The 26,126-nt window shown below is 58.6% G+C and carries 28 protein-coding genes; 6 read left to right on the top strand and 22 right to left on the bottom strand.

Annotation, left to right across the window (positions count from 1 at the left end; translation table 11 throughout):
* The first annotated feature begins 27 nt into the window (after positions 1 to 27).
* Positions 28 to 1,593: an L-aspartate oxidase gene (locus ABWH92_RS00245; protein ID WP_375571059.1), complete on the top strand. Its 1,566-nt coding sequence runs from the start codon at positions 28 to 30 to the stop codon at positions 1,591 to 1,593.
* Between the two features lie 21 nt (positions 1,594 to 1,614).
* Positions 1,615 to 2,499, top strand: a complete 885-nt coding sequence (gene nadC / locus ABWH92_RS00240) for a carboxylating nicotinate-nucleotide diphosphorylase (protein ID WP_375571057.1) — start codon at positions 1,615 to 1,617, stop codon at positions 2,497 to 2,499.
* A gap of 6 nt (positions 2,500 to 2,505) precedes the next feature.
* Here the strand turns inward: nadC and ABWH92_RS00235 are convergent, their stop codons facing one another.
* The 12 genes from ABWH92_RS00235 to ABWH92_RS00180 all read right to left on the bottom strand — a co-directional run bounded on the left by ABWH92_RS00235 (position 2,506) and on the right by ABWH92_RS00180 (position 13,029).
* Complete coding sequence (locus tag ABWH92_RS00235) at positions 2,506 to 2,823, bottom strand: PGPGW domain-containing protein (protein WP_375571056.1); 318 nt, start codon at positions 2,821 to 2,823, stop codon at positions 2,506 to 2,508.
* A 63-nt stretch (positions 2,824 to 2,886) separates the two neighbouring features.
* Positions 2,887 to 3,966 (bottom strand): class I SAM-dependent methyltransferase, encoded by a 1,080-nt coding sequence (locus tag ABWH92_RS00230; protein WP_375571054.1) that lies wholly within the window; start codon positions 3,964 to 3,966, stop codon positions 2,887 to 2,889.
* A 102-nt stretch (positions 3,967 to 4,068) separates the two neighbouring features.
* Positions 4,069 to 4,686 carry an SCO family protein gene (locus tag ABWH92_RS00225; protein ID WP_375571052.1) on the bottom strand — a complete coding sequence of 206 codons (618 nt, stop codon included), beginning with the start codon at positions 4,684 to 4,686 and terminating at the stop codon, positions 4,069 to 4,071.
* Positions 4,686 to 5,243, bottom strand: a complete 558-nt coding sequence (locus ABWH92_RS00220; RefSeq protein ID WP_375571050.1) for a copper chaperone PCu(A)C — start codon at positions 5,241 to 5,243, stop codon at positions 4,686 to 4,688. The genes ABWH92_RS00225 and ABWH92_RS00220 overlap by 1 nt, the downstream gene beginning before the upstream one ends.
* A gap of 39 nt (positions 5,244 to 5,282) precedes the next feature.
* The gene (locus tag ABWH92_RS00215; protein ID WP_375571048.1) at positions 5,283 to 5,660 is read right to left on the bottom strand and encodes a hypothetical protein; all 378 of its coding nucleotides are present in this window, start codon (positions 5,658 to 5,660) and stop codon (positions 5,283 to 5,285) included.
* Positions 5,661 to 5,702: 42 nt separating this feature from the next.
* A complete protein-coding gene (locus ABWH92_RS00210; RefSeq protein WP_375571046.1) occupies positions 5,703 to 7,025 on the bottom strand; it encodes an MFS transporter in 1,323 nt (440 codons plus the stop codon).
* 48 nt (positions 7,026 to 7,073) lie between these two features.
* Positions 7,074 to 8,990, bottom strand: coding sequence for a 1-deoxy-D-xylulose-5-phosphate synthase (dxs, locus tag ABWH92_RS00205; RefSeq protein ID WP_375574293.1), 1,917 nt, complete (start codon positions 8,988 to 8,990; stop codon positions 7,074 to 7,076).
* Between the two features lie 166 nt (positions 8,991 to 9,156).
* Entirely contained in the window at positions 9,157 to 10,074 is a 918-nt protein-coding gene (locus tag ABWH92_RS00200) for a pirin family protein (protein ID WP_375571045.1), read from the bottom strand.
* Between the two features lie 133 nt (positions 10,075 to 10,207).
* Complete coding sequence (locus tag ABWH92_RS00195; protein WP_375571043.1) at positions 10,208 to 10,651, bottom strand: DUF3592 domain-containing protein; 444 nt, start codon at positions 10,649 to 10,651, stop codon at positions 10,208 to 10,210.
* A 20-nt stretch (positions 10,652 to 10,671) separates the two neighbouring features.
* A complete protein-coding gene (locus ABWH92_RS00190; RefSeq protein WP_375571041.1) occupies positions 10,672 to 10,920 on the bottom strand; it encodes an exodeoxyribonuclease VII small subunit in 249 nt (82 codons plus the stop codon).
* Between the two features lie 69 nt (positions 10,921 to 10,989).
* Entirely contained in the window at positions 10,990 to 11,922 is a 933-nt protein-coding gene (locus tag ABWH92_RS00185; protein ID WP_375571039.1) for a histone deacetylase family protein, read from the bottom strand.
* A 171-nt stretch (positions 11,923 to 12,093) separates the two neighbouring features.
* Positions 12,094 to 13,029, bottom strand: coding sequence for a hypothetical protein (locus tag ABWH92_RS00180; protein WP_375571037.1), 936 nt, complete (start codon positions 13,027 to 13,029; stop codon positions 12,094 to 12,096).
* Between the two features lie 215 nt (positions 13,030 to 13,244).
* Here ABWH92_RS00180 and ABWH92_RS00175 point away from each other — a divergent pair, with 215 nt between their 5' ends.
* Complete coding sequence (locus tag ABWH92_RS00175; protein ID WP_375571035.1) at positions 13,245 to 14,393, top strand: lytic murein transglycosylase; 1,149 nt, start codon at positions 13,245 to 13,247, stop codon at positions 14,391 to 14,393.
* 2 nt (positions 14,394 to 14,395) lie between these two features.
* Here the strand turns inward: ABWH92_RS00175 and ABWH92_RS00170 are convergent, their stop codons facing one another.
* Positions 14,396 to 15,415, bottom strand: coding sequence for a DnaJ C-terminal domain-containing protein (locus tag ABWH92_RS00170; protein WP_375571033.1), 1,020 nt, complete (start codon positions 15,413 to 15,415; stop codon positions 14,396 to 14,398).
* Positions 15,416 to 15,504: 89 nt separating this feature from the next.
* Entirely contained in the window at positions 15,505 to 16,074 is a 570-nt protein-coding gene (locus tag ABWH92_RS00165) for a hypothetical protein (protein WP_375571031.1), read from the bottom strand.
* 183 nt (positions 16,075 to 16,257) lie between these two features.
* Between ABWH92_RS00165 and pdxH the strand changes: the two genes are divergently transcribed.
* Complete coding sequence (gene pdxH / locus ABWH92_RS00160; RefSeq protein ID WP_375571029.1) at positions 16,258 to 16,875, top strand: pyridoxamine 5'-phosphate oxidase; 618 nt, start codon at positions 16,258 to 16,260, stop codon at positions 16,873 to 16,875.
* A gap of 22 nt (positions 16,876 to 16,897) precedes the next feature.
* Here the strand turns inward: pdxH and ABWH92_RS00155 are convergent, their stop codons facing one another.
* Positions 16,898 to 17,149 carry a hypothetical protein gene (locus ABWH92_RS00155; RefSeq protein WP_375571027.1) on the bottom strand — a complete coding sequence of 84 codons (252 nt, stop codon included), beginning with the start codon at positions 17,147 to 17,149 and terminating at the stop codon, positions 16,898 to 16,900.
* 237 nt (positions 17,150 to 17,386) lie between these two features.
* On the opposite strand from ABWH92_RS00155, the gene ABWH92_RS00150 reads away from it, so the two are divergent.
* Positions 17,387 to 18,175, top strand: coding sequence for a DUF1499 domain-containing protein (locus ABWH92_RS00150; RefSeq protein ID WP_375571025.1), 789 nt, complete (start codon positions 17,387 to 17,389; stop codon positions 18,173 to 18,175).
* On the opposite strand, the gene ABWH92_RS00145 is transcribed toward ABWH92_RS00150, so the two are convergent.
* A complete protein-coding gene (locus ABWH92_RS00145; protein ID WP_375571023.1) occupies positions 18,172 to 19,086 on the bottom strand; it encodes an MBL fold metallo-hydrolase in 915 nt (304 codons plus the stop codon). The two genes, ABWH92_RS00150 and ABWH92_RS00145, sit on opposite strands and share 4 nt — an antisense overlap.
* A 150-nt stretch (positions 19,087 to 19,236) precedes the next feature.
* On the opposite strand from ABWH92_RS00145, the gene ABWH92_RS00140 reads away from it, so the two are divergent.
* Positions 19,237 to 20,133: an SGNH/GDSL hydrolase family protein gene (locus ABWH92_RS00140; RefSeq protein ID WP_375571022.1), complete on the top strand. Its 897-nt coding sequence runs from the start codon at positions 19,237 to 19,239 to the stop codon at positions 20,131 to 20,133.
* Here ABWH92_RS00140 and ABWH92_RS00135 read toward each other — a convergent pair.
* From ABWH92_RS00135 to ABWH92_RS00110, 6 genes are all read right to left on the bottom strand, one after another.
* A complete protein-coding gene (locus ABWH92_RS00135; RefSeq protein WP_375571020.1) occupies positions 20,105 to 21,049 on the bottom strand; it encodes a hypothetical protein in 945 nt (314 codons plus the stop codon). The two genes, ABWH92_RS00140 and ABWH92_RS00135, sit on opposite strands and share 29 nt — an antisense overlap.
* Positions 21,046 to 21,309, bottom strand: a complete 264-nt coding sequence (locus ABWH92_RS00130) for a hypothetical protein (protein WP_375571018.1) — start codon at positions 21,307 to 21,309, stop codon at positions 21,046 to 21,048. Before ABWH92_RS00130 ends, ABWH92_RS00135 begins: the two co-directional genes overlap by 4 nt.
* Positions 21,302 to 21,628 (bottom strand): hypothetical protein, encoded by a 327-nt coding sequence (locus ABWH92_RS00125; protein WP_375571016.1) that lies wholly within the window; start codon positions 21,626 to 21,628, stop codon positions 21,302 to 21,304. Before ABWH92_RS00125 ends, ABWH92_RS00130 begins: the two co-directional genes overlap by 8 nt.
* Positions 21,629 to 21,744: 116 nt before the next feature.
* Complete coding sequence (gene hemA / locus ABWH92_RS00120; RefSeq protein ID WP_375571014.1) at positions 21,745 to 22,962, bottom strand: 5-aminolevulinate synthase; 1,218 nt, start codon at positions 22,960 to 22,962, stop codon at positions 21,745 to 21,747.
* A gap of 230 nt (positions 22,963 to 23,192) precedes the next feature.
* A complete protein-coding gene (locus ABWH92_RS00115; RefSeq protein ID WP_375571012.1) occupies positions 23,193 to 24,791 on the bottom strand; it encodes a cation:proton antiporter in 1,599 nt (532 codons plus the stop codon).
* Positions 24,792 to 24,953: 162 nt separating this feature from the next.
* Positions 24,954 to 25,988, bottom strand: a complete 1,035-nt coding sequence (locus ABWH92_RS00110; protein ID WP_375571011.1) for a fatty acid desaturase — start codon at positions 25,986 to 25,988, stop codon at positions 24,954 to 24,956.
* Between the last annotated feature and the right edge of the window lie 138 nt (positions 25,989 to 26,126).

Raw genomic sequence — 26,126 nt, 5'->3', positions numbered from 1 at the left:
TTGGGTCCAAGCAGCAAGGCGAGCGAGATGGACATGTTTGTCGATGACGTTGTCATTGTCGGTGGCGGCCTGGCGGGGCTTTTCTGCGCCCTCAAAATGGCCCCACGGCCGGTAACGGTGGTGACGGCGGCGCCTCTTGGCATCGGTGCATCCTCGGCCTGGGCACAAGGCGGTATCGCAGCGGCCATCGCCGAAGGCGACACCTGGCAGTCCCATCTGGCAGACACCATCGCCGCCGGAGCAGGTCTGGTCGATGAGGCCATGGCCGAGCTTTTGGTCAAAGAGGCCAATGTTCGCATTCAGGATCTGCTGACCTATGGCGTGCCGTTCGACACCGATCTTCAAGGTCGCCTGACGTTCGGTCGAGAGGCTGCGCATTCGGTGGATCGCATTGTGCACGTTCAGGGCGATCGTGCCGGTCAGGCCATCATGGCCGCTCTCATTGAAACGGTCGCCAACACACCGTCTATTCGCGTCATTGAAAACCATGTCGTTGAAGCGATCCTGACCGAGGGGCGTCAGGTTGTTGGCCTGCAGTCGCGCGGCGATAGCGGTCAGGCAGAGGTGCCGACAACACTGCACACGCGCGCCGTTGTACTAACATCCGGCGGAACGGGCGGGCTTTACGCTGTCACCACCAATCCTGTGGAAGCGCGTGGGCAAGGCCTTGCGATGGCGGCGCGAGCTGGGGCGATCATCGCTGATGCTGAGTTTGTGCAGTTTCACCCAACAGCTCTGGCTGTCGGAAAAGACCCCGCGCCACTGGCCACCGAAGCCCTGCGCGGCAAGGGCGCAACACTGCATCACGCTGATGGCACGCGGCTGATGGAAGGCGTGCACGAAGACCTTGAGCTGGCCCCACGCGACATTGTGGCCCGTGCCATTCACCGTGCGGTTCAATCGGGCAAAGGAGCGTTTTTGGACTGCCGCGAGGCGATCGGCGCCAAGTTCCCCGACATGTTTCCCACCGTCTATGAAAGCGCGATGGAAGCGGGCCTTGATCCGGTCAAAGAGCCACTGCCAGTGGAGCCCGCTGCGCACTACCATATGGGTGGCATTCTCACCGACGCTTACGGTCGCACTTCGCTGGATGGGCTTTGGGCTGCGGGCGAAGTGTCCTCCACCGGTGCCCATGGCGCCAACCGTCTGGCGTCCAACTCATTGCTCGAGGCAGTGGTTTTCTCAGCCCGTATTGCCGAAGACATTCTGCGCTTGATGCCTGTGCCGGAGTTACGCCACGCGGAGGTGGGTGCAAGCTCTGGCTCGGTCGTTCTCTCGCACTCCGATGAGGAAGCCATGCGTGCCATACGCATGGTGATGGGCAAGCATGTCGGTGTGGAGCGCACAGGCGAGGGTTTGACGGCGGCGCTGGAAACGCTTGGCACCATCAAGGACAACGCGATCAACCTTTCGGTCCGCAACATGGCGTTGGCCGCTTGGATCGTGACGGCCAGTGCTCTGAAGCGCACCGAAAGCCGGGGTGGCCATGCCCGTGCCGACTATCCCGATACAGATGTGGACCAAGCCAAGCGTTCGTTCTGGACCCTTGCCAATCTGCGTACGGCGGTGGATGACATGCCACACGCCGCGTGAGATCAACTGCCAAGGCTTCCTATGTCTGTTCTTCAAAACGACTTGCCCCGCCCTATCATCGATGAGCTAGTGCGCGCGGCCTTGCTGGAAGATTTGGGCCGGGCAGGGGATGTAACAAGCCAAGCTTGCCTGCCAGCTGGTGCGCGCGCTGAAGCGGTTATCCGCGCGCGGGTGCCTGGCACCATCGCTGGCCTACCATTGGCAGAAGCAGCCTTTCGCCAGATCGGCGATGGTCTCGCCTTTCATGCAGCCATTACCGATGGTCATCGCGTTCAACCTGGCGACGTGGTGGCGCGCATTGCTGGCCCAGCGCTCTTGCTGCTGTCAGCTGAGCGCGTGGCGCTAAACTTCCTTACCCATCTGTCAGGCATCGCCACGGCCACGCAGACCTATGCCGATGCCATCGCCCATACGTCAGCCAAAGTGACCTGCACCCGTAAGACGCTTCCAGGCTTACGCGCTGTGCAGAAATACGCTGTGCGCAAAGGTGGCGGCTCGAACCATCGTTTCGGGCTCGATGATGCGATCCTGATCAAAGACAATCACATCGCCGTCTGTGGTGGCGTGGTGGAGGCGGTACGTGCTGCCAAGGCCTATGCCGGACACCTGATGGCCATTGAGATTGAGGTGGATACGCTCGATCAGTTTGCGCTGATCTTGGCGTTGCCTGATGCTGAACGCCCCGACGTCGTCATGCTCGACAACATGCCACCGGAAACACTGGCCAAAGGAGTGGCGATGAACCAGGAAGCGGGCGGCAAGCCGGTGATATTGGAAGCGTCCGGCGGCATCACGCTGGAGACAATAGCCGGTGTTGCTGAAAGTGGCGTCGACTACATCTCGTCCGGTTGGTTGACCTCGTCAGCACCTTCGCTCGATCTCGGCCTTGATATCGATATCGACTGAATTGCCTTACGGCTTGACGGCGGCTTGAGCGGTCCGCATGGCGCGCCGACCAACCCGGCGGAAACGCGTTTTCCTCAAGGTCGCGCCAAGACGCGTCGGCACGCGCGTCTCCAGATAGGTGAAGCTGTGGTCAACCGGTCGCGAATGCATCCTCAGCCAGCGGATCATACGGCGCGCTGTCCGCGATGTGGTGATGAGAATAACAAGGCCAAAAGCCATCACCGGAATGCCAAGCGGGATCGGTAGAACCAACATCACAAGGCCGAGGGCCACCAGACCCCAGCCTGCGATGCGCAACATCCATCCTTTGACAACGCCTGCCATGTTTGGCTTGCTACCCTTCTTACCGCAGCATCTTTGGTTTACGTGATACCACGTATTGGTCGCTCAGAATGGCTTTTCGAAGGCAAGCACCTTGGAAAAGAACGCCGTATCCTCGTGCATGATCTTAAGGCCTGCCGACTGAAACAGGTCAATCAGATCGGTCGTCGCATAGGTGGTGTAATAGGGCTCATGGAAAAGCTGCGGAAACAGTTCCAACAGCCCGTCATAGGCGGGCGTGTCGCCAGGCTGCAAACTGTCGACGAACACAAACAACCCACCTGGCTTCAACACACGGGCGATCTCTTCGGCGACGGCCACTCGAATTTTCGGCGGAAGCTCGTGGAACAGAAAGACCGATGATGTGAGATCCAAAGACGCCTCGCCAAAAGGCATCTCTTCAGCCTTGGCCACCATGCCTTGCTGATGGCGATAGCGCTTGAAGCGTTTGACGGCGTGATTGGCATAGGCCTCTGACAGGTCGAGCGCCATCAAGGGCATACGCGGATAGGCTTGGGCGAGGGCATCAGCGAAGTTGCCGGGACCAGTCGCCAGATCCACCGCGCGTAGGTGGCGCTGATCCTTGCCCTTCATCCAGTTGGCAACCGGCACCAACCCCATGCGTCGCATGGCAGCTGTGGCACCGGTGAACAGCACCTCCACCTGCGTATCATAGAGCCGCGCGGACTCGTCGCTCATCCAGCCATCGGTCTGGAAATGGAAGTTTTGTTGGTAGTAGCGCGGGCGTTTGTCGGCTTGCGGTGCCTCGCGGGCCTCCTGATGTCGCTTCTCCGCGCGCCTGCGGGCCACCTCAGGGGCATCTGCAAAAAAGGCGCGGGCATCGCGAATGCGATCCACCCAGCGCTCATCCTCGCGTGGTGCGGGGTAGAGGCCAGTCTCGATGTTGGACAGGTCCCGCGCCGACAGGGCTGCCACGCCGCGCAGCAGTTCTGGCACGCCGGGGACCTTTGTCTGTGGCGGTTTCACATCGGTTTTCAGCGAGGGGTCACGCTTCACGGCCTGTTGCTGCATGCGCCGCATGCGATAGGCTTGGCCGGCATACCAGCCAACCCGTGTGCCCTGGCGCGCGATGTAGCGCGCGCGGGTGGCAAGCTTCGATAGACTTAACGGATTGGGCTCAGCCATGGTCGCTCCTGCACAGTATGCAGAAGAATTTGGTGCCAATGGCGAGCCCCGGCAAGGGCCCGCCATTCACCTATAGTGTCGCAGCCTGGTGGAGGCGGCGCTTTAGCTGCCCATACGGGCCAGCCGCTCCAGCTTGGGAAAAGCCGTTTCAGGGTTTTCCTGGTAGGCGATGGTGCCCACAAGCTGGTTGTCCTCGTTCATCAAGAAAATCGAGGCGGTGTGGTCCATCGTGTAATCGCCATCATCAAGCTCGACCCGACGGGCATAGACGCGGTAGTTGGCCACAGCCTCATCCACGGCCTCTTGCGTGCCTGTTAGCCCAACAATGGTATCGGAAAACGCCGCAACATACTGCTCCAGAAACTCCGGGGTGTCGCGCTCAGGGTCGATGGTGACCATCAGCACATGGATGTCGTCGGCCAGCGGCCCAAGCTGGTCAAGATAGGTGGAAAGCTCAAACAACGTTGTTGGGCATACATCCGGGCAGTAGGTGAAGCCAAAGAAGATCGCCTTGGGTTTGTCGGCAAAGTCCTCTTGCGTCACCGTCTCACCGGTGTCGGAGCGCACCAGGGTGAAAGGACCGCCAACACTGTCGACCCCTTCATAAAGAGCGCTCTGATCGGGTGCTTGGCCACGCATGGTGGTGAGCGCCAAAAACGCCCCCATACCCAACACGATGAGCGCAACCGCACCCCAAAGGATGATCCGTACCGCTTGCATCAGTTGTGGCTCCCATCGCTGCTGTGATCATGACCTTCGTTATCATCGTCACCATGCATCATCTCCATGGTGCGCTCCATAACGGGCATGATTAGTTCCTGTGTGTCGCCGCTTTCAAAGGTCAGCGTCACCGGCACTGTTTCACCTGTCACGAAGGGCGCGCTGAGGCCTATGAACATCACGTGCAAACCGCCTGGCTTCAGTTCCACCGTTTCACCAGCTGGCAGAGCAATGCCCTCTTCAAGCTCGCGCATGCGCATCACATCGCCGTCCATGGTCATGGTGTGCAATTCCACACGCTCAGACACAGGCGAGGTGGCTGAAACCAGTCGATTGTCCACATCGCCGGTGTTCACGATGGTCACAAAACCACCAGCGTTGCGGGCATTGGGTGGTGTTTCCAGTGTGCGCAGCTCGGAGAGTTCTAGCGCGCCAACACTCACTGTCATCCCATCATGCATGGCGTCATCATCATCGTGGCCATCATGCGCCAGAGCGACAGAAGAAGAGAAGGCAAGCGCCAAAGCGCTCGCGGCAACGAGAAGAGATTTGGTCATTGGGGGTGTCCTTCACAAAGACGAAAAAAGAGAAATCGTTCAGCTGTGAAGGATTGCAGGTGGTGCCCGTGCTGGCGGTGGGCCGGTCGGAGGGCTGTCGAAGAGCAAGCTTCCGTGCGCAGCAAAAGACAGCGCAAGCAATAGTGTTTCAGGTGCAGCCATCTGCGGCCCTGATGGCGACAATAGCGCCAGGGATGTTGTCAGCGTGCAGGGACAAAAGCCTGCGCCACCGATCACATCCTTGGGGTTGTCATCGGCCCCGGGCGGTCCGGAGAGGCAAAGCGAGAAGCCGCTCTCCAGGGCCATGGCAGGTGATGCGATCAGCACAAACCCAACCAACTGCTGTGCCAACAACGCACACAGAGCCAACGCCGCAAGCGGCTGGCGAAGTATGGTGAAGGCAGCAATCGGTCTCATGAGCGCGTTATCTCGCTCCTTGGCCCAACGCGCAAGCTTACCCTATGCCGCAGGGCCATCGTTTTTGGCCTGTTCGCTATCGTCATCATCTGCTGTCTCAGGCTCAAATACCATCGGTTCAGGTTCGAACAAATCAATGTCTTGGTCGCCCAGCTCAGAATCGACCAAGACAGCACCGACAGGGGCGGTGGCATAGAGGGTGAAGTCCTCTTTGTCTTCATCCGCGATAGCCGTGCGCTGAGCAATGCGAACGCCCATGAACACAACCATCAGCGCTTGCACAAAGGCGGCATAGGTGAACAGTCCGATCCCACCCAGTTGATCAACGGCAACAGAGGCGACCAATGGCCCGGTCGCCGAACCAAGGGCAAAGGCAAGCAAGAGGCCTGAAGCGAGAGTGACGTGCTGATCGGCTTCGGCGTGGTCAAAAGTATGCGCAACGGCCAGCGCATAGGTTGGGAAGATAACAGAGCCAAACACAAACCCGGCAAGCAGAATCAATGCCGGTTGGTTGGGGCCAAGAAGGCTCACCATCACGCAAACCAGCACAGCCGCAGAATTGAGGGCCACCAAGACAAACCGGCGGTCGATTTTGTCGGAGAGGCGCCCAATCGGCCATTGAAACAGCGCTGCCCCCAAAATGGTGACGGACAGGAACAGGGCTGCGCCATCGCTGTCCATGCCAGAGCGCGTGGCAAAAACCCCGCCAAATGCCCAGAAGCTTCCGGTGGTAAGGCCAACGCCAATGATGCTGACGAGACCCACCGGTGAGGTCTGATAGATTTTCCGAAGATTGAGGCGAACCTCATAGAGCGGCGCAGGCTGCGTTGCTCGACTGAGCGCCAAAGGCAGCGCCGCAAACGAAATCAACACCGAAGCGATGGTGAAAAGCGCAAAACTATCGAGCGGATAAACCGTCAGCAGCATTTGGCCAGACGCGATCATGGCAAAGTTGATCATCACATAGAACGACATGACCGTGCCGCGGTTGGCATTGTCGGTGCGCTCGTTGAGCCAGCTTTCCAAGATGATGTAGAGGGCGGCCATGGCAAAGCCGGTGATCATCCGCAACAGCACCCAAAAGGCTGGATCAATTGCCAGCGGGTGTAGCAGGATCGTGCCGGACATCAGCCCAACAAAAGCGGCAAAAACGCGGATGTGCCCCGCGCGGGCCACCAATGACGGCGCGAACCAGCACCCCAACGCATAGCCCAGAAAGAAGCCCGACCCCAGGCCGCCAACCCAAAACGCGCCAAAGGCTTCCGCTTCGCCGCGCAGCGGTATCAGCGCGTTTTGCAGCGAATAGCCCGACACCAACAGTGCCGTGGAAATCAGCAACGCTGTGAAGGGAGCAAGTGCGCCCATGGATGCGCCTGTACTGTAAGGGGCCGAGTTGGTTTGCCCCTTGAGCGTTTAAGCCCTTACAGGAGCAACATACTCTTCGCGCCCTAGCAGCTTAAAGACGCTGCGCACAATACCATCGGCATCAAGGCCTGCCTCGGCCACCATTTTGGCGGGACTGTCCTGGTCAATATAGCGATCTGGCAGTGTCAGTGTGGCAAGCTTCAAGCGGCCATCAAGCAGTGCCGCATCGTTCAGCGCATGCAAAACGAACGAGCCGAAGCCACCAACGGAGCCTTCTTCCACTGTGATCAGCACTTCGTGCTCACGCGCAAGGCGGGCGACCAAATCAACATCCAGCGGCTTGGCGAAGCGTGCATCGGCAACAGTCGTCGAGAGCCCTTCGGTCTCCAGCGTGTCAGCGGCAACCAGAGCATCCTTCAGGCGCGAGCCCAGAGATAGAATCGCAACGGTCGAGCCCTCGCGCACGATCCGCCCTTTACCGATTTCCAGGATGGAGCCGCGATCCGGCAAATCGACGCCAACCCCTTCGCCGCGTGGATAGCGGAAGGCAATCGGGCCTTCATCGTAAGCGGCAGCCGTGCGCACCATATGCACCAACTCCGCTTCATCGCCTGCAGCCATGATGGTGAAGCCAGGCAGGCAGCCAAGATAGGCAATGTCGAATGATCCTGCGTGGGTTGGTCCATCAGCACCCACCAAACCGGCACGGTCGATGGGGAAGCGCACTGGCAGCCCCTGGATCGACACATCGTGCACGACCTGGTCATAGCCGCGTTGCAGGAAGGTGGAGTAGATGGCGCAAAACGGCTTCATGCCATCGCTTGCCATGCCGGCAGCAAATGTCACCGCATGCTGCTCGGCAATACCCACATCAAAGGTGCGTGCCGGAAACGCCTGTCCGAACATATCAATACCGGTGCCGCCGGGCATTGCTGCGGTGATTCCGACCACCCGGTTGTCTTCCTCAGCCTCGCGGATCAGCGATTGCCCGAAGACACGGGTGTAGGCAGGCGCATTGGGTTTGCTTTTCGCTTGCTCGCCGGTGATCACGTTGAACTTGGAAACACCGTGATATTTGTCTGAGGACGCCTCAGCAGGGCCATAGCCTTTGCCCTTCTGGGTACGCACATGCACCAGGATTGGCCCGGTTTGCGCATCACGCACATTCTCAAGCACAGGCATCAAATGATGGATGTTGTGCCCATCAATGGGGCCGACATAGTAGAAGCCAAGCTCCTCAAACATCGTGCCGCCGGTGAAGAATGAGCGGGTGAACTCTTCAGCTTGCGCGGCCTTCTTGTGCCAATAGGGCGGCAGCTTGTTGGCCACGCGCTTCAGCCCCTCGCGCACCGAGCGATAGGTGTTGCCGGAGACGAGCCGCGCCAGATAGGCGCTCATGGCGCCGGTCGGTGGAGCAATCGACATGTCATTGTCGTTGAGGATCACGATCAGCCGTGCGTCCATCGCGCCGGCATTGTTCATGGCTTCATAGGCCATGCCCGCCGACATCGATCCGTCGCCGATGACTGAAACCACATTGTTGGTGCCGCCGGTCAGGTCGCGCGCCACGGCCATCCCCAAGCCTGCCGAAATGGAAGTGGAGGAATGCGCCGCTCCAAATGGATCGTAGGTGCTTTCAGCCCGCTTGGTGAACCCCGATAGGCCGCCGCCCTGGCGGATGGTGCGGATACGGTCCCGCCGTCCGGTGAGAATTTTGTGTGGGTAGCACTGATGTCCGACATCCCAGATCAGCTTGTCATCGGGCGTGTTGAACACCGCATGCAAGGCTACCGTCAGTTCAACCACACCGAGCCCGGCACCCAGATGCCCCCCTGTTACCGAGACGGCAGAGATCATTTCTGCGCGCACTTCTTCGGCGATCTGAGCCAGCTCATCGTGCGACAAGCCTTTCAAATCACTGGGATCTGCAATCGTATCAAGGAGCGGTGTGTTGGGGCGTTCAATCATATCCATGTGGTCACACTAGCGCATCAGTTGAGCCAATAAGACGCGCCATCGTGACGCGTAGGGGGAACTGTATCGTCCACCCTACGCCGACTTTGACTGTAAAGAAAGTCTGACACTTATAGTGTCTAATACATTTGACTTTCGTCTTAGAGAATGCGTCCCGCTAGTCTGGCAGTGGGATGAACTCTTCCTCATCGCCGGGTACGATGTCGAAGCGCTTCTCTTTCCAGTCTGCCTTGGCTTGTTCAATGCGTTCTTTGGACGAAGAGACAAAGTTCCACCAAATGTAGCGTTTGGAGTCCATCGGCTCGCCACCAAGGATGATAAACCGCGCATCATCCTTGGCTTTGACGGTGATGGTATCGCCGGGTTTGAAGACCAAAAGTTGGCCTGGCCCAAAAACATCACCGGCAATCTCAATCTCGCCTTTGACGGTGTAGATGCCGCGTTCTTCATAGGTCGCGTCAAGCGGGATCGATGATCCTGCGGCCATCACAGCATCGGCGTAGAGCGTTGGCCACGCCGTTTCGGTCGGTGCTTTGACACCCATCACTTCGCCGGCAACCACGCGCAAGCTCACGCCGTGATCGTTGAGCATGGGAAGTTCATCGGCGCTGTAGTGGATGAAGGCCGGGGCAGACTCTTCGTGGCTTTCCGGCAGCGCCACCCAGCTTTGGATACCGAACAGCTTTGGCCCCAGTGCCTTGGCGGCCTCAGATGTGCGCTCAGAATGCACGATCCCTTTGCCAGCCGACATCAGGTTCAGCTCGCCCGGTTTGATGGAAAGCTCGGTGCCCAGCGAATCCCGATGCAAAACCTCGCCTTCAAACAGATAGGTGACCGTTGCCAAACCAATGTGCGGGTGCGGTCGCACATCAATCCCGCCGCCAACCAAAAACTCTGCTGGCCCCATCTGATCGAAAAAGATGAACGGTCCCACCATCTGGCGCTTAGCTGAGGGCAGGGCGCGACGCACTTCGAACCCACCCAGGTCGCGAGCACGCGGGACAATCAGGGTTTCAATGGCATCGCAGGATTTCGGATCGCCAAGTTTGGGATCAAGGTCGGGTTGCCAGCTCATCGCCATCAGCCTTTCATCAACAAGAGAGATGATGGAGAGATAGGGGTGGTGGTGAACGTTGTCGATCCGCTGGCGGAAGGACAGACTGTCGGCAATTGCCGAACAGTCCCCCGCCTATCGTTTCAAAAAACGATCAAAGCAGCAGCAAGCCAACCATCATGCAGCCCATACCAAGATAACCTGGCAAAGCATCAGCGGCTGAGAGTTGGCGTTGCAGCACGGTCTGCTTCGGGTTGGACGGGTCAACGCGCACGGTGAGGTGCGAATGCAAGGGAAAGCGCTGAAGGAACGTGTTGGCGTCAGCTTCGGTGGCAAAAAACGGTGACCGGGTGGCCGAAAAGCGCTCGCCCACATAGGTCTGCGCATCCACCTCATAGGCGTAGCGGATGATGGCGTGAAAGCCGTCCATCTGCTGCCAAGGGCGATAGGGGTCGGTGCGTTGAGCTGCCACCACATCCACCCCGCGCACCGTACCACGCACTGTGCTCCAGTTGGTGCTCGCAATCCAATCGCGGATAAGGAACACCCAACCGATCAAAATGATCACGCCGCAAAACAGGGCAAACGGGCCAAGCATGTTTAGCGCCCAAGCATCGGTTAGGAGTCGAGCGGCTCGGTGCCAGCTGCCTCGCCTGAGGAAGACAGCCGGATTTTTTCCACCCGTTCTTCAGCAGCTTTCAACAACGCCTCGCAGCGGCCTTTAAGTGCCTCGCCGCGTTCATAGATCGCGATGGAATCTTCCAACGCCACCTCACCACGCTCCAGCCGATCCACAATGCGTTCCAGCTCGGTCATTGCCGTTTCAAAGGTGAGGGTGTCGACGGCTGTTTCGTCCAATTCGCTCATGCATAGGCTCCTGTCGTTCGCCAAAAGCGTGGCGGGTAGAGGTGCCGAAGGTCAAGAGATCAGGCCAAATTAGGCCTGCATAAGCGTTTCCACATGCGCTGCCACCGAGCGTGACAGCCCTTGCAGGTCATAGCCGCCTTCAAGCAGTGAAACGACACGCCCGCCTGCGCCCTGCTCAGCAAGCTCCATCAACTGTTCGGTCACCCAGACAAAATCAGCTTCGTGCAGATGGATGTTGGCCAGCGGATCGCGCGTGTGCATGTCAAAGCCTGCCGAGATGATCACCAGATCAGGCTTGAACGCGTGCAAGCGTGGCAACAGCACCTCCAACATCGCGCCGTTGAACTGTTCGGTGCCATCGCCGGATGCCAAGGGTGCATTGACGATGGTGTTGTGTTCGCCCGTTTCAATAACAGCGCCGGTGCCTGGGTAGAGCGGAGCCTGATGGGTGGAGGCGTACATGATCGTCGGATCGTTCCACAGAATGTGTTGCGTGCCATTGCCATGGTGGACGTCAAAATCGATCACCGCCACACGCTCGGCGTCGTGCGCAACCTGCGCGTGGCGGGCGGCGATTGCGGCATTGTTGAAAAAACAGAACCCCATTGATTGGGCATACTCGGCATGATGGCCGGGCGGGCGGGAGGCAGAAAAAGCGTTCTTCACCTTGCGCGTCATCACCTCATCCACCGCCTGGCAGGCGGCGCCAACAGCCCGCATCGCCGCTTCCCAGGTGCCCGGTGAGACGGTGGTATCGGCATCGATACGCACCAAACCTTCTTCCGGGCAGGCATCGCGAATGCTGGTGGCGTAGTTGAGTGGGTGGGCATAGGCAACCTGATCCAACGTCCCCCAAGGCGCGACGTCGCGGTCCAGGTCCATGAACTTTTCAGCTTCTAGCGCCCGATCAATCGCGCGAATGCGGTCTGGTCGTTCTGGGTGCCCGGTGGGCGTTGCATGATCCAGATAGCTTGGATGCGACAGGTAGAGCGTCTGGTGCATGCTGGTTCCCGGTGGTGTCTCCGCGCGCTGAGCATTTTTGCGCGCGCCTCGGCAGCTTGGTGCTGCTTGGTTGTTGGTTCTTAGAGTGTCACAGGCGCAGCTTGGCGATCAACCACCGGATCACGTCCATTCGGCGAGCAGCCTGGTGGGTCGTGTTGATTTTGGGCAGCGTTAAAGATGCGATCCGTACGCTTTCATCACCCGGAGCGCCAAAAGCGTGTTCCACCGGCTCGGCCCACGCGGCGTTTCCATAACAAAATGAACCTTGCCTGGAAGGGCTGCCATACGCGGCCACCTGCCATCTGAGCGCTTTGCTTTCAGGACCGCTGCAAGGCCGTCCGCCATGCGAGGATCAAAAGCGACACCAGCATCACGAAAATAGTCCAAGGCGCGCAGCACGTTGTAGCGCCAGCGCGCCGGATAAGGCATTTTTAAAAAGTCCGCATGGATGATGTTGCCCGTTCGATCGGATTTGAAAAGCCGGTGCTGGAGGATGAAGCTTTGTGATGCGCAGGCGGCTTCGCGCACCTCATCAAGCCGATACCTATGCCCAGCCCGCTCATATTCCAAAAAACCTTCAAGCACCGACAGGGTCGAATGCAGCGAGCTATGGCGCGCGCCTGAACGATTGCGCATACAATTGAACCCTCCATCCTCCATCCATTGGTTCAGGAGAAAATCGATGATCGACCTGATTGGTGGCTCATCTATTTGAAAGTAGCAGGCATAGTTGAGCAGCATGCCGTTCACGCAAACGTCGCTTTTCTTCAGGCCGGGTGTTGTCCCAAGCCCGCCGTCGCCAGCTATGTTGCGGCCAACGATCTGAAGGATGACATCGAGAATGCCAGGCGTTCCAGGCGCCATTTGCAGGGCTTTCAAGTCCAGCAGCGTGTAGTGTGTGCAGGTCCATTTCGGCTGATAGAAAGCATCACCCCAGGTACCATCTAGATTGCGTTTGGCAAGAAACTGATGACCCCAACCTGACTGGGAGATCCGGTCTTGCAGTGGCTTTTGATTGTCGTTGAGAAGGTCGCGCATAGCCTGGTAGCGAACGGCGACATCGCCCGCCAAAAGCCAATCCACCAAGCCATCAACATCACTGGTCATGAGAAACCCTTCTTGTGTGCAAGGGTAGCCAGGCAGTCCTATTTGGCTGTGACATCAATCAAGCCAGTACTCGTGTTGTCTGGCTCAACACCTGGTCGCTGCAACTTTGTTGTGTTCCGGTCGCAGCGTTAATTTTATTGGCATAAGCTGGTCGTTATGAGTGGCATACTGATTCTGAACACGCGTTAGAGCCTGTAGTCTTGGTAGGATAGATCATGCCTGTGACCCGTCGAACTTTTGGACTTGGAATGCTTGCAACGGCACTGAGCGGTTGCGCCAGCGGTGGCCTGGTGGATGCTTATAGCTACGCCAGCGATCAGCTCGCCGACGATCTTCGGCCAACGCCCAACGCGGCCTATGATGCATGGGTATCATCCTTCCTGCCGCGCGCGCGGGCGGCGGGCATCACCGATGCCACGCTTGATACTGCTTTTGCCAATGCAGGCTTTCTGCCGGGTGTTGTGAGCCGTGACAGAAACCAAACCGAGTTCACCCGCACGCTTGAAGACTATCTGGCCATTGCCGCCTCTGATGAGCGCGTGCGCAACGGCCGAACGGCTTACACCTTCCATCGTACCGTGCTGGCGCGCCTGGAAGAGACCTATGGTGTGGACGCTGAAATCATCACGGCGATCTGGGGGCTAGAGAGCTCTTTTGGCGAGCGGCGCGGCAACATCTCGGTTATCTCGGCCACATCGACACTGGCTTTTGATGGGCGCCGTGGACGGTTTTTTGAGCAGCAGCTGATCGCCGCCCTGAAGATTCTACAAAACGGCGACATCTCAGCCCCTCTTTTGAGCGGCAGTTGGGCGGGTGCCATGGGGCACACCCAGTTCATTCCGACGACCTACGAAGCCTATGCGGTGGATTTCACTGGCGACGGCCGTCGTGACATCTGGTCTGATGACCCGACCGATGCGCTGGCCTCCGCGGCGGCCTATCTTCAACAGATGGGGTGGACCCGCGGCGTGCGTTGGGGCCAGGAGGTTACCAATGGCGCGTCAGGCGGTGAGATCATTCAGCCGCAGCCGGGTGGGCCGCGCTTCGCAGTGACCGACAATTTTCGTGTGATCAAGCGCTACAACAACTCCAATTCTTATGCGATTGGCGTTGGTCATCTGGCAGACCGCATTGCAGGCGGTGGACCTTTGCAAACACCCTTTCCGCCCGATGCCAACGGTTTGACCAAAGCCGACCGCAAGGAGCTTCAGGAAAGGCTGACGGCACTCGGCTTTGATACCGATGGTGTGGATGGTGTGATTGGGCCCAACTCGCGCGCCGCGATCAGCGACTATCAGCGCAGCCAGGGTTTGCAGGTCACAGGCGAGCCTTCAGTTGATCTGCTGCGCCGCCTGCGCTCCTGATCCTAACGCGCGCTATACCGACCGTCTGTCCGCCAGCGCTTCATCAGCGCTGACAGCGCCTCATCGCCGTCCTCAGGCAGCTTGATCTGCACTTTGATCAACAGATCGCCGCGTTCGCCGTCCTTGGCAGTCGGCAAACCACGACCTTTAAGCCGCATGGTGCGGCCCGATTGGGCGTTTTCCGGCAGGTTCAGCGCCACGGTGCCATCAAGCGTCGCAACGCTGATGCGCGCGCCCAAAACCGCTTCATCCAGCGTAACAGGCAGATCCATCAAGAGCGTCGCGCCATCCGCCTTAAAACTGGAGTGTTGGGCAAACCGCACCGTCACCAGCGCATCGCCATTGGCGCCGCCGGTGGGCGAGGGCTTGCCCTTGCCTTTCAAGCGAATGGTTTGGCCATCTTCCACGCCTTTGGGCAGCGCGATCTTCACCGTTCCCTGACCAGGGATTGCAACCTGCACTTTGTCGGCGGCCAGCACCTCTTCCAGGCTGACCCGCGTGCTGACCTTAACATCGGCACCCTTTTTGGGTCTTGCCTGCTGGCGTGATCGGGCCTGCCCGCCCATGCCGCCCATACCAGCGCCACCCATGCCACCGATATCTGGTCCACCGCCACCAAACATGGATTTCAAAATGTCTTCGGCACCGCCGCCACCGCTGAACCCGGCACCGGCGTTGCGATAGCCGGGGCCGCGACCCTGCGTGAAAGTGGCAAAGATGTCTTCAAACCCTGGATTGGGGCCACCCTGTGCGCGCGAGCCACCGCGGCCACCAAACGGATTGAAGCCCGCCATGGTCGGGTTGCCATCGGCATCGATCTCGCCACGATCAAAAGCCCGACGCTTTTCATCATCACCAACGATATCATAGGCCGCTGAGACCTCAGCAAAGCGTTCTTTGGCTTTGGGGTCATCCGGGTTTTGATCAGGGTGAAATTTCTTGGCGAGCTTGCGGTACGCGGATTTGATGGCCGCGCTGTCGGCGCCTTTGGTCACACCAAGAACAGAATAGGGGTCACGCATAACACACCGGTGAAAGAGGGGAGAAAAGAACTGCGACCGTCATGTAGGTGCGTTCCGGCCTGTTTTCCAGCGTTGGCAGGCGTTTGCGGCTAAAGCACTTGCCCCGCGCGCGGGGTCACGAACACCCATTCGTCGCCTTGCAAACAGGCATCGGCGAGCAAAATGGTGTCATTGCCATTGTCGGTGATCTCAACGCTGACCACACGGCAGGCACCTGCGCTGTTGGAACTGAGCTGGCGGAACGGCGTCATCAAACCAGAGCGACCGGTGGCCTCATGCGACCAGGAGAAGGTGCCCGCATCATCATCACTTGAGAGCACATGGGTGAGCGCGCGTCCCATGGCGTTGAGATCAGCTTGGCTGAGCGAAACACGTGGGCTGCTATCGGCAGGAAGGCTGGCGATCAGATCATCAACGGGCCGTTGCGAGGTCTCACTTGAGCGGGCCGGTTCAATTGGCGCGACAGCATTCAGCTCTGGTGGCATGCTCGTGTCCAGGCTGCCATCTGCGTTGTTTTCGGACGCATCGATGGAGGCGGTGTGCAGCGGTTCTGGTTTGGACCCAAACACGTCACCAAAGGGTACCGAAACGCTGGCGCAGCCGGTCAGAGCCAGCGCCATACCGACAGGCACAACAAGGCGCAAAGGTGTAGCGGTCACACGCTTCCAACGCTGGTCAAACATAATAGGGCACCCCGTAAACGCACAACTCTGGCGGGCCATTGCTGGGGGCATGCGACGATTACACTGAGCCGGATTGTCCCCATCCTGCTGGACAACGCCGCGCGAACAGGCGACATCAACCATCATCCAGTGTTCCACCAAAGCCTGTGGGAAGTGTTAATGAGCACCGATTTCCTCAACGCGGCCGATCCCTACGCCGTCTTCGAAGCATGGCTGGCTGATGCCAGTGCCAGCGAGCCCAATGACCCCAATGCTGCAAGTTTGGCCACCGTCGATGCAGATGGTTTGCCCAATGCGCGCATTGTTTTGGTCAAAGCGGTGGAGGGGAGCGGGTTCGTTTTTTACACCAATCTTGAAAGCGCCAAGGGTCAGGAGCTTCTTGGCGCCAAGAAGGCGGCTTTGTGTTTTCATTGGAAAACACTGCGTCGTCAGGTGCGGGTGCGCGGGTCGATTGCGCAAGTCAATGATGCTGTGGCCGATGCCTATTTCGCCAGCCGCCCCCGTGGCAGCCGGATCGGCGCCTGGGCGTCGCATCAATCAAGCCCACTGGAAACCAATGATGCGCTGCGCGAGCGTGTGGCCAAGCTGACAGACGAGTACGGCGCTGAGGACGAGACCGGCAAACCAATTCCGCGTCCACCGCACTGGTCTGGTTTTCAGCTAGAGCCGCAGATCTTTGAGCTGTGGCAGGACGGTGAGTTTCGCCTGCATGATCGTGTGGTCTTTGAACGGCAAAAGGCGGATGCGCCTTGGACGAGCACCCGCCTTTATCCATAAACCAAAGGGACGTTGAGGGGGCTTAGCGGCCCGCAACCTCAAGCACGCACGCGACATCCTTATTGCCCAGCGGCTTGTAAAGCGCATCAAGCGGATCGCGCTTTTCGGCGGCTTTGTTGTGCGCGCCGCGCTCATGGGCGCGGGCATCACGGGCAAGGGTGAGAATATCGCAATCAAGAGCCGTTTTCACGGACGGTGCGGTATCGGTGCCGTACGACGTGGCGTCGTGGGATGTGTCGTCAAACTGTTGGGCACCGGAGGTGGCGAGGGTCACTGGAGTCTCTGTCCTTTGTTCTAGAGAAAACGATCTGCATCCTGTGTGCAGTGCGAAAAGTCGATTTCAGGAGCTTGCGGCCAAACCAAGGCGAAAACTGTGACGCACGTCAAAACACCGTCAACAACCCTCGCAAGTGGTATCTACGTCACAGCAACGCTTGCCCATTGATGCGATTCTCGGCATAGCTCCCGCCAGCTTCGCTTCCTCCCGCATCGTTTCAGGCCATCACCCGGCATGCGCTTTCGCCCTATCAGACGACCTTTCCATGCTCCACGCCGCGCCCGCGTGGTGGCGGCTTTGTCGTTGATGGTCCTGGTGGCGGCTGTTGCGCTTGCAGGCGCTGGCTTTGTCACCTTGCAGGGCGCGCTTGTTGGGCTTGGCATGTCAGCAGCGCTTGGCACGCTGGCTCTGATGTTGGCGATCTACAGCCTCAACTACATTTGGGACAATACCGGGCTTGGAACTGCCGACGCCACGCTGGCGCTGATCTGGGCGCTGCCGGTTTTGGTGAGCGTGACCGCGCTTACTTACATTGTCACCCAAACGCCAAGCTATCCCGACCTTGCCACCAATGTGAACAACCCGCCTCAGTTCGAACGTCTCGGTCAGAGCGAAAATGCGGATACGGAACTGCCATTGGATGCTGCCTCACCGGGTGACCGCATTCGTTTGCGCTTGGCCCATCCCGACCTGACCACCGCTTTTGTCGAACGCCCAGGCTGGCACGTGGCAGAAGTGCTTGAAGCCCTCACCGCCACCGCAGGCTGGGAGCTGGCACGCCTTGAGACCGAGAACGGCCTCAGCTTCGATGCAGAGTTCAGCGTGCCTGGCTCGATCCTTTTGGTTGAGCACGACATCGCCGTTCGCATAACCGATGATGGTGAAGGCTCAACCATCGATGCGCGCTCCCTATCGAACATCCCATTGCATGATTTCGGCACCAACGCGCCGGTGCTTGATGGTGTGGTCCAGCGGTTCCTGCTGGCGATTGAAGCAACGCCGCCACCAGCCTCTGATCTTTAATCGCGGCTTTCGAACGCCACAGAACCAGCGCGCCAGAGTGTATCTGACCCGTTGATTTTTGAGGCTTGTCCCAGTGCTTCCAAGCGCTCCAAATGGGCCAAAACCGAAAGGCCAGCGGCACCACGCAGGCGTGGGTCAAGCCCTTCATACATCCGGTCGACCAAGCTGCTGATCGATAGGCTGTCACATTCCAGTGCTCCCAAAATCGCTGCCTCTCGGCCCATCCGGTGCGCAAAGAGCGCCTCAACAAAACTCAGCGGATCGTTCAATCTTGCGCCATGGCCGGGCAGGTAGAGCGTGTCCTGGCGCTTCAACAAAAGCTGCAAGCTCTCCAAGTAGCTGCTCATATCGCCATCCGGCGGAGCGATAAGGCTTGTGGACCAGGCCATCACATGATCGCCGGAAAACAGGGCGCCAGCACCATCCAGGGCAAAGCAAAGATGATTTGCCGTGTGGCCAGGGGTGGCCACCACTTCAAAGGTGCTTCCGCCAGCTTCCAGGCGTGCGCCATGTGCAAGAACCTCGTCGGGTGCATAGTCTTGATCAACCGCGACGTCCAAAGATGCATCCCCTTCACGAAATGGGCGGGCAAATACATGCGGTCCAGCCCCAATGACGGGTGCTCCCGTCGCGACCTTCAGATTTTTTGCGAGCGGCGAGTGATCCCTATGTGTATGGGTCACCAAAATAGCATCCAGCGGCGCTGAGCCAACCGCGGTCAGCAGTGTTTCGCGGTGTGCATCATCCTGTGGTCCAGGGTCGATGAGCACCAAACGGTCGGTTCCAATCAAGTAACTGTTGGTGCCGGTGAAGGTCATCGGACCGGGATTGGGCGCGGTGATCCGCCTGATGCCAGGGCGGATTTCCACGACCTCACCGGGCAGCGCTTTGAAGGTGCGATCAAACTGCAAGGCGCCTCTCACTGGCCATAGGGCTGAACATCCGTCTCTTGCCGCCGGTTTAGCAGCGGTTTAAGCAAAGAAAAACACGTTCATCCGATCAACGGAGGCACTTGATGATATCCGCAACCCTGGCGCCGACGGCATTGTCGTTGGTCCGCGATGCGTGTCGCGACTAGCGCTCTCGACATCATGCGTTCCTCTTTCTCATCCGATGCAAGGCAGCCACGCGAGAACAAGCTTGCGCGCATCATTCGTTCCAATCGTCTGAAAAGCTGGCTCAGTTGGGCCATGTTGCCATTCTGCTTTTGGCAAGGTCTGGCGGTGCGATCGAGTGGCATCTCACTGCTGCCTCCGCATGGTCCAGTCGAAACCATTGTCGGCGATGACAAGCTTGGTGAGCCTTACCGGGTGCTCATCATCGGCGATTCCTCTGTCGCGAGCATCGGCGCCAGCGATCTTGATGAAGGTCTTGCGATGCAGATGGCTAGCCGCCTGTCGGCGCGGCTCAATCGCCCCATCGCTTTGCGTATCTCCGGCAACTCATCGGCCACCAGCGCTGATCTGCGCGACCACGTGGTGCCAAACCTGCCCAAGAACGCCTTCGATTTGGTGTTCGTTGTGATCGGCATGAACGACGCAAAGAACTTCCACAGCGCCAGGCGGTTCATCGATGGGTTCGGCGGATTGATCTATGCGCTCAAAGCTCGTTTCCCCAGTGCTCTTGTTGCCCATTGGCCGATCTCGCCGATGACGATTTTTCCGGTGCTGCCGCAACCGCTGAAAACCTGCCTTTCCTTTCGCTCTGACATTCTCGATGCTTTGGCAGCTTGCCTATCGGCAGGACGCGGCATTGAACGCTTTGAACGACGTATGACATTTCCGCAGTCGGGCTTTGCCAGCGATGGGTTCCATGTGAACGCCTATGGCTATGCGCTGTGGGCCGAAGAAGCTGTGAATGCCTTGATGACCAAGGATCGCGTGCGCCGTGCGCGTATCAAGCGCAAGGAAGCAAAGCGTCTGAAGAGCGTTAGCCGGTCTGATCCAGCACAAAAATAGGCTGTAGGTGATCGCCTTCGGGAAGTGTGGTCAAACGACCTGTGGCGATCACGTCTTGGCCCTCAACAAGCTCCAGCTGCCCCGTGCTCTGCACCGGAGCATGGAGGCCTGGGTCGTCCAGGCCACGCACCAGTGTGCTGGACCGCACCATCAAAGGGCTGTTCGCCAAGCAGTCATCAATGCGCCATCCATCCGCGCTTGCCACGAAGCGCCGCCCAACACAGATGCGTCCGTTGGGCCAGTACGCGTCTAGAACGGCAGCACCACCCGGTTCCAAGGCTGCGCGTTCCTCCTCGCTCAACGCGACCATGCCCACCAGTGTTTCAACTCCTACGGCGGCGCGCGCTTGATGGGATGGTTTCAAATAGGAAAGAGGCGCGGCGACCAGACGATCCATTTTCGTCGAAACTTGATCGTAGAGTTTGGCCAATGCGGCATCGGTGCCAAGCACTGGCATATCACAGGTTTCAAACTGCAAAGATGCTGGGGAAGGGCGCGCAAGAGGCTCGTCAGTCTGCTCAGCAAGCCACGCACGCCCGATACCATCCAAAGCAAGGGGCGCGAGCAGCCCGGCCAAAAGTGCCTCGATTGCATCCAGTGAAAGTGTTCGCCCCGAGCCAGGAGCGCTGTCGCGTTCAAGCAAGCTCGCCAGGCTGTCCAGCGCTTGCTCGTTGAGCGACAAGACGGGAGTCTCACCCTCTATATGCACGGGCACGAGGACTTGAGCATCTGCGGATGTAGGCAAGGTGAGTCCAAGGGTCAGGCGTGTGCTGGCAATACCACCGGTCAGGCACAAAGGCGCGCGTGCAAGCCGCTGCGCCATCGTGAAGCCATCGGCGGACCAGCTCGAAAGATGTGCCTGATCAAGTACACGGGCTTGAGTTCTGGTTTCAAGGCGTGGGTCGAGCCGGTTCATAGCGCCTCATCTGGCAAAGACTCCAGGGGTGCTTCCGGCGCCTCGCTCACTGTGCCGACAAGTCGCTTTATCAAGGCCGCATGCAGCGCGTGACGCTGATCATCAGTGAGAGGCAGGACAGTTTCAACGTCGCTGATGGCAGCCTCCGTCAAAGCCAACAGATCATCCGCTGTCGGCGTGACGATCTCCTCCAGTGATGGGCCATTGTTCTGGTCATCCAACAGGGAGGAGAGCTGCTCTGCCGATAGAACTTTACGCATCGCCAGCGTCTCCCAAGCCGGCATCCCCTGTGGAGGCAATTGCCATGTCTCTTCGCGTGAAGAGTGCTTGGGCATTGGATGCTGCCTCGTTCGCTGACTGGCCTTCGCAGCCCTCAGCCAATCGCATAGTAAGGTGATCAAGAGCCGCCTCGTTGGCGCGTAGGGCCTTGGCAGCAGCTGCGCTGCGCAAGCCCAAATGACGGGCAAGTCTGTCGTCGTCGCATGTGCGCAATACATCGCGTAACGCCGTATGCAGCGACGACGGCGGTTCAGCTAGCGATCTGTGCACGTGCTCGTTTGTAGGGAGGCTCTCTGCCATCCTCACACCATATCACCCGTTGATTGCCGCCCACCGATCAACCTTAGCAAGGCGTTAACGGCAGGACAAATGGCAATGCTGCAATGCGATTTGGCAGAGCGGGCGCGTGGCGGCGTTTAGGCGACCGCGCGTGAAAGCGCGCACTGCGACCAGAGGTCAGAAAGTGCATTCACCAGATGGCCGATATCTTCATCCGTATGCAGCGGTCCTGGCGTGATGCGCAGGCGCTCGGTGCCCTTGTCAACGGTGGGATAGTTGATGGGCTGGATGTAGATGCCATACTGCTCAAGCAGCACGTCGGAGATGAATTTGCACTTCTTTGCATCGCCCACCATCACCGGGATGATGTGGCTGGGCGCAGGCATATAAGGGATGCCGACCTTATCGAGCAGCTTGCGCACCTTGGTAACGGCGGCCTCTTGGCCAGCGCGTTCCTGATCGCTTTCCTTCAAATGCCGGATCGAGGCCAGCGCACCGGCCGCCAGCGATGGCGGCAATGAAGTTGTGAAAATGAAGCCAGAAGCGAAGCTGCGGATAAAGTCGCACAAGGCTGCAGAGCCGGTGATGTAACCGCCCATCACGCCAAACGCTTTGCCAAGCGTGCCCTCGATCAGTGTGACGCGATCCATCAGCCCTTCGCGCTCGGCAACGCCACCGCCACGCGGGCCGTACATGCCAACAGCATGCACTTCGTCCAGATAGGTCATGGCGCCATATTTGTCGGCGATGTCGCAAATCTCTTTGATCGGCGCGATGTCGCCATCCATTGAGTAGACCGATTCAAACGCCACGATCTTCGCGCGTCCTGGTGCGATGGAGGCAAGCTTCCGCTCCAGATCTTCAGGATCGTTGTGCTTGAAGATCATTTTTTCAGCGCGCGAGTGGCGAATGCCTTCAATCATCGACGCGTGGTTTTTGGCATCCGAAATCACCACGCAATCAGGCAGCTTTGATGCCAGCGTGGAGAGTGAAGCCCAGTTGGACACGTAACCTGAGGTGAAGAGCAGAGCAGCTTCCTTGCCATGCAAATCAGCCAGTTCGTTCTCCAGCTGCACGTGATAGTGGTTGGTGCCGGAAATATTGCGGGTGCCGCCTGCACCTGAGCCGCAGCGGTTCACCGCTTCATGCATGGCGTTGATCACATTGGGGTGCTGGCCCATACCCAAATAGTCGTTTGAGCACCAAACTGTGACTTCTTGCACCGTGCCGTCTTCGCGGTGGCGCGTGGCTTTTGGAAAGTTGCCGCGGTGACGCTCAAGATCAGCGAAGACGCGGTAGCGACCTTCCTCTTTCAATCCCTCCAATGCAGATTGAAAAAAGCCTTCGTAATTCATCCGTTCGCTCCCGATCCCGGCACCATCATGTCCGTGTTGGTGCCAGCCTGGCCCCAGTTGCGCCAATATGCGCAAATCCTAATCTGTTGCCATCAGCAACCACACCAATAGGCGTTCGGATTACACGTTTAGACGCATTCTAAACAGGCTTACAGCACTCATGATGATTTGGATCAAGCATCGGGGGTTTCTTGAGGTGGCACTGATTGCCGCACCTATACGGCATGGGTTCACGCAGCCGGTCGAAGAATGCCGCCGATTTCTTGCGCAATGCCGTCACCAGCCTCTTGGTACACATTGTAGACGCTGTCCGCCCCAGCGGCGTAAAGCTCCATCTCATCATCAGGATAGAAGGCGATGGTCGCGATCTTTTTGCGATAGCCCTCTCCGCGTAGCAGCGCGATGGCCGACAGGTTGGATTGCTGGTGCGGGGTGGCCAGAACGATCAGTCCGATATTGGTTTTAAAGCCCTTCAACTTGGCCCAAAGCTCTGGGTTGTTGGCATCGCCGCGCAGAACGTGGCGGCCAAGGTCATAGTGTTTGTCGACCACGGTGTTGTCGATGTCGAAGCCAATGACCGAGTTCGGGTCATCGCCCGCGACGTTCAAAAACGCAGCTGACCCAACACGCCCCATGCCGAAGATGAGCACACGTGCATCCCCAAGTGGGATCGGTTGGTCCTCTTCCAGGTAGCGATGAGATTCCAGCTTTTGCAGTTTCGGTCGCCACCTGGCAAACAGCGTGTTGGCGTTGCTGCTCAGCGGTGCGGAAACGCAGAATGACAGCGCCACAACAACCGCCAGTGCCACCAGCCATTCAGCGTTGATCCAACCGGCATCGAAGGCGACGGCTGCCACGATGAGTGCGAACTCGGAGTAGTTGCCAAGCGTCAGCGTGGATAAAAAGCTGACCCGTGATCGCAGATGGAAGGTTGAGAACAGCACCATCCAAAGGCTGGTCTTGGTAACCAGAAACACCAGCAGCACCAGCGCCGTGATACCCACTGTGGCGTCCGGCAAACCATACTGGCCAATCGACAGAAAGAAGCCGATCAGGAAGACGTCTTTGAAGACACCAAGGGCTTTGTTCAGTTCGTCAGCCTTGCTGGAACCGGCAAGCAGCATCCCGAAAATCAGCGCGCCGAGATCGCCTTTCAGGCCAACCGCGCTGAACAGCGCATAGCCAGTGATCGCCATGCCGAAGCCGAACAGCAGCAGCAGTTCGCCATGGCCCGCCTTGTTGGCCAGCCGATCAAGTGGCCCGCGCACGAAGATCAGCGCAAACAGGCCGAGCGCGAAGATGCTTGGCATTGCGCCTTCCGATGCGGCCATGAAGATGACGGCAATGATGTCTTGAATGACCAGAATACCGATGGCGATGCGTCCATGGCGGGAGGCAATCTCACCTTTTTCGTCGAGCACCTTCACCGCAAACACTGTGGAGGAGAACGACAGGGCAAAGGCCACCAAGGCAGCGGTTTGCCAGCTGATGCCATCAAACAGGGCCAGACCGAGCACGCCCAAGCCCATGACAAACAGGCTGGCGACCACGAAGGTGATCGTCATATGTGCCGTGGCAACGCCTAAGATCTGCGGCGAGCGAAGGGTTTTCAGCGAGATTTTCAGACCAATCGTGAACAGCATCAGTGTGATGCCAAGATTGGCCAACCCTTCCAGCAGCGGCCCGGACTGCATGCCAAATCCAGCCAGGGCGAACCCGGCCAAAAGATAACCAACCATCGGCGGCAGACCGATGGCGCGCGCGCCAAATCCAAGCCCGAAGGCGATGATCAACCACAGCGGGTCGGTGACGGAAAAAGACGGTTGCATGCACAATCTCGAACGCGGGGACAGGGCAATCGGCATCGCCGACAGGTCCCGTCATACCGCAGCTTCGTAAGCATCGCGTGAACAGCCTTTAAGTCAAAAGCGCTGCAACCTTGAGGCGAATTGGCGCAGGGATCGCGTGCAGCAACCGCACGGTTCACGTGCCTAGCGTGGACAGGCCTGCGCTTGGGCGAATGAAAGCAACCGATGGCTTTTCTCATCCCACAGATGCAGCTTTGCGCACGACAGGCTTTGTCGGATCGTCATCCGATTGGTGTCGGCCAACTCTGTATGGTCACGCAGCACTTCGGGCAGGCGATAGAACGGAATTGGGCTGTAGAGATGATGCACATGATGAATGCCTATATTGGCTGTCACCCATTGCAACACAGGCGGCAAGACATAGTGCGAACTGCCCTTCAAGGCGGCTTCCTGCAGCTGCCAATCGTCCCTTGAAGCCCAATGTGTGGTTTCGAACTGGTGCTGCACGTAGAAAAGCCAGACACCAGCGGTTGCGGCCAAAAGCGTTGTCGGCAGGAAAATCAGCAGGATGGGCATCAGGCCACCGGTGAGGAAAACAACCAGCAGGGCGATCAAAATCGCTGCGTTGGTGGTCATCGCGCTGACCCAGTATCTTGCCTGCGCCATCAAACCAATGGGTAGCCTATACTCCAAAAGAAACAGGTAGCCTGGTCCGAGTCCAAACAGGACGATGGGGTTGCGATAGAGCCGATAGAGCAAGCGATTGAGAGGTTTCAGCGCGCGATACTCCTCCACCGTCAATGTCTGCACATCGCCGATGCCGCGCTTTCCAAGATTGCCTGACGCCCCATGATGGATTGCATGAGTACGCCGCCACACATCATAGGGGGTCAGCGTCAGCACACCGATCACGCGTCCCAGCCAATCCCCCACCGAACGGTTCTTGAAGAACGATCCATGGCCGCAATCATGTTGGATGGCGAAAAGCCGCAGCAAGAAGGCTGCGTTGAGCGATGAGAGGGCGAAGGTGAGCCAATAGCTGACGCCCAGAGACCACCACGCCAGAACCCACAACAGAACGAACGGCCCCAACGTGACGGCCAGTTCAAACCAACTACGCTGCGCATTGGGCTCACGATAGCTAGAAAGGATTTTCACCCAGTCGCGCGGGTGACGCGTTTGCAGTCCGTCTGGCGCAGAAGTTGAGATGTTTGGCATGAAAGGCGTACCGCCGTTTGTGAGCGGACTTTGCAGACGATGTCGCCCGTGCCGCGGTCGGACAGAATGTCCAGATAGCCAGCCCGTAGCAGATGTCGGCGGATGAGGCATGCACGAAACGCCGATAGACCGCAGAAT

Origin of the sequence: Ahrensia marina (genome assembly GCF_042140245.1) — a bacterium.
Classification (GTDB): domain Bacteria; phylum Pseudomonadota; class Alphaproteobacteria; order Rhizobiales; family MH13; genus MH13.
The sequence above is the reverse complement of the archived record's forward strand: the minus strand, read 5'-3'. Positions and strand labels throughout refer to the sequence as shown.

What these genes read in the sequence shown, in the direction of transcription:
- ABWH92_RS00235 (WP_375571056.1), bottom strand. Translation starts at nt 2,823, where the DNA reads ATGGCAGGCGTTGTCAAAGGATGGATGTTGCGCATCGCAGGCTGGGGT.
- ABWH92_RS00195 (WP_375571043.1), bottom strand. Translation starts at nt 10,651, where the DNA reads ATGCTTGGCCCGTTTGCCCTGTTTTGCGGCGTGATCATTTTGATCGGT.
- ABWH92_RS00140 (WP_375571022.1), top strand. Translation starts at nt 19,237, where the DNA reads ATGCGTGTCGCGACTAGCGCTCTCGACATCATGCGTTCCTCTTTCTCA.
- ABWH92_RS00180 (WP_375571037.1), bottom strand. Translation starts at nt 13,029, where the DNA reads ATGACCAGTGATGTTGATGGCTTGGTGGATTGGCTTTTGGCGGGCGAT.
- nadC (WP_375571057.1), top strand. Translation starts at nt 1,615, where the DNA reads ATGTCTGTTCTTCAAAACGACTTGCCCCGCCCTATCATCGATGAGCTA.
- ABWH92_RS00185 (WP_375571039.1), bottom strand. Translation starts at nt 11,922, where the DNA reads ATGCACCAGACGCTCTACCTGTCGCATCCAAGCTATCTGGATCATGCA.
- ABWH92_RS00190 (WP_375571041.1), bottom strand. Translation starts at nt 10,920, where the DNA reads ATGAGCGAATTGGACGAAACAGCCGTCGACACCCTCACCTTTGAAACG.
- ABWH92_RS00125 (WP_375571016.1), bottom strand. Translation starts at nt 21,628, where the DNA reads ATGGCAGAGAGCCTCCCTACAAACGAGCACGTGCACAGATCGCTAGCT.
- ABWH92_RS00230 (WP_375571054.1), bottom strand. Translation starts at nt 3,966, where the DNA reads ATGGCTGAGCCCAATCCGTTAAGTCTATCGAAGCTTGCCACCCGCGCG.
- pdxH (WP_375571029.1), top strand. Translation starts at nt 16,258, where the DNA reads ATGAGCACCGATTTCCTCAACGCGGCCGATCCCTACGCCGTCTTCGAA.
- hemA (WP_375571014.1), bottom strand. Translation starts at nt 22,962, where the DNA reads ATGAATTACGAAGGCTTTTTTCAATCTGCATTGGAGGGATTGAAAGAG.
- ABWH92_RS00135 (WP_375571020.1), bottom strand. Translation starts at nt 21,049, where the DNA reads ATGAACCGGCTCGACCCACGCCTTGAAACCAGAACTCAAGCCCGTGTA.
- ABWH92_RS00225 (WP_375571052.1), bottom strand. Translation starts at nt 4,686, where the DNA reads ATGCAAGCGGTACGGATCATCCTTTGGGGTGCGGTTGCGCTCATCGTG.
- ABWH92_RS00115 (WP_375571012.1), bottom strand. Translation starts at nt 24,791, where the DNA reads ATGCAACCGTCTTTTTCCGTCACCGACCCGCTGTGGTTGATCATCGCC.
- ABWH92_RS00245 (WP_375571059.1), top strand. Translation starts at nt 28, where the DNA reads ATGGACATGTTTGTCGATGACGTTGTCATTGTCGGTGGCGGCCTGGCG.
- ABWH92_RS00210 (WP_375571046.1), bottom strand. Translation starts at nt 7,025, where the DNA reads ATGGGCGCACTTGCTCCCTTCACAGCGTTGCTGATTTCCACGGCACTG.
- ABWH92_RS00200 (WP_375571045.1), bottom strand. Translation starts at nt 10,074, where the DNA reads ATGAGCTGGCAACCCGACCTTGATCCCAAACTTGGCGATCCGAAATCC.
- ABWH92_RS00175 (WP_375571035.1), top strand. Translation starts at nt 13,245, where the DNA reads ATGCCTGTGACCCGTCGAACTTTTGGACTTGGAATGCTTGCAACGGCA.
- ABWH92_RS00110 (WP_375571011.1), bottom strand. Translation starts at nt 25,988, where the DNA reads ATGCCAAACATCTCAACTTCTGCGCCAGACGGACTGCAAACGCGTCAC.
- ABWH92_RS00150 (WP_375571025.1), top strand. Translation starts at nt 17,387, where the DNA reads ATGCGCTTTCGCCCTATCAGACGACCTTTCCATGCTCCACGCCGCGCC.
- ABWH92_RS00220 (WP_375571050.1), bottom strand. Translation starts at nt 5,243, where the DNA reads ATGACCAAATCTCTTCTCGTTGCCGCGAGCGCTTTGGCGCTTGCCTTC.
- ABWH92_RS00215 (WP_375571048.1), bottom strand. Translation starts at nt 5,660, where the DNA reads ATGAGACCGATTGCTGCCTTCACCATACTTCGCCAGCCGCTTGCGGCG.
- ABWH92_RS00170 (WP_375571033.1), bottom strand. Translation starts at nt 15,415, where the DNA reads ATGCGTGACCCCTATTCTGTTCTTGGTGTGACCAAAGGCGCCGACAGC.
- ABWH92_RS00130 (WP_375571018.1), bottom strand. Translation starts at nt 21,309, where the DNA reads ATGCGTAAAGTTCTATCGGCAGAGCAGCTCTCCTCCCTGTTGGATGAC.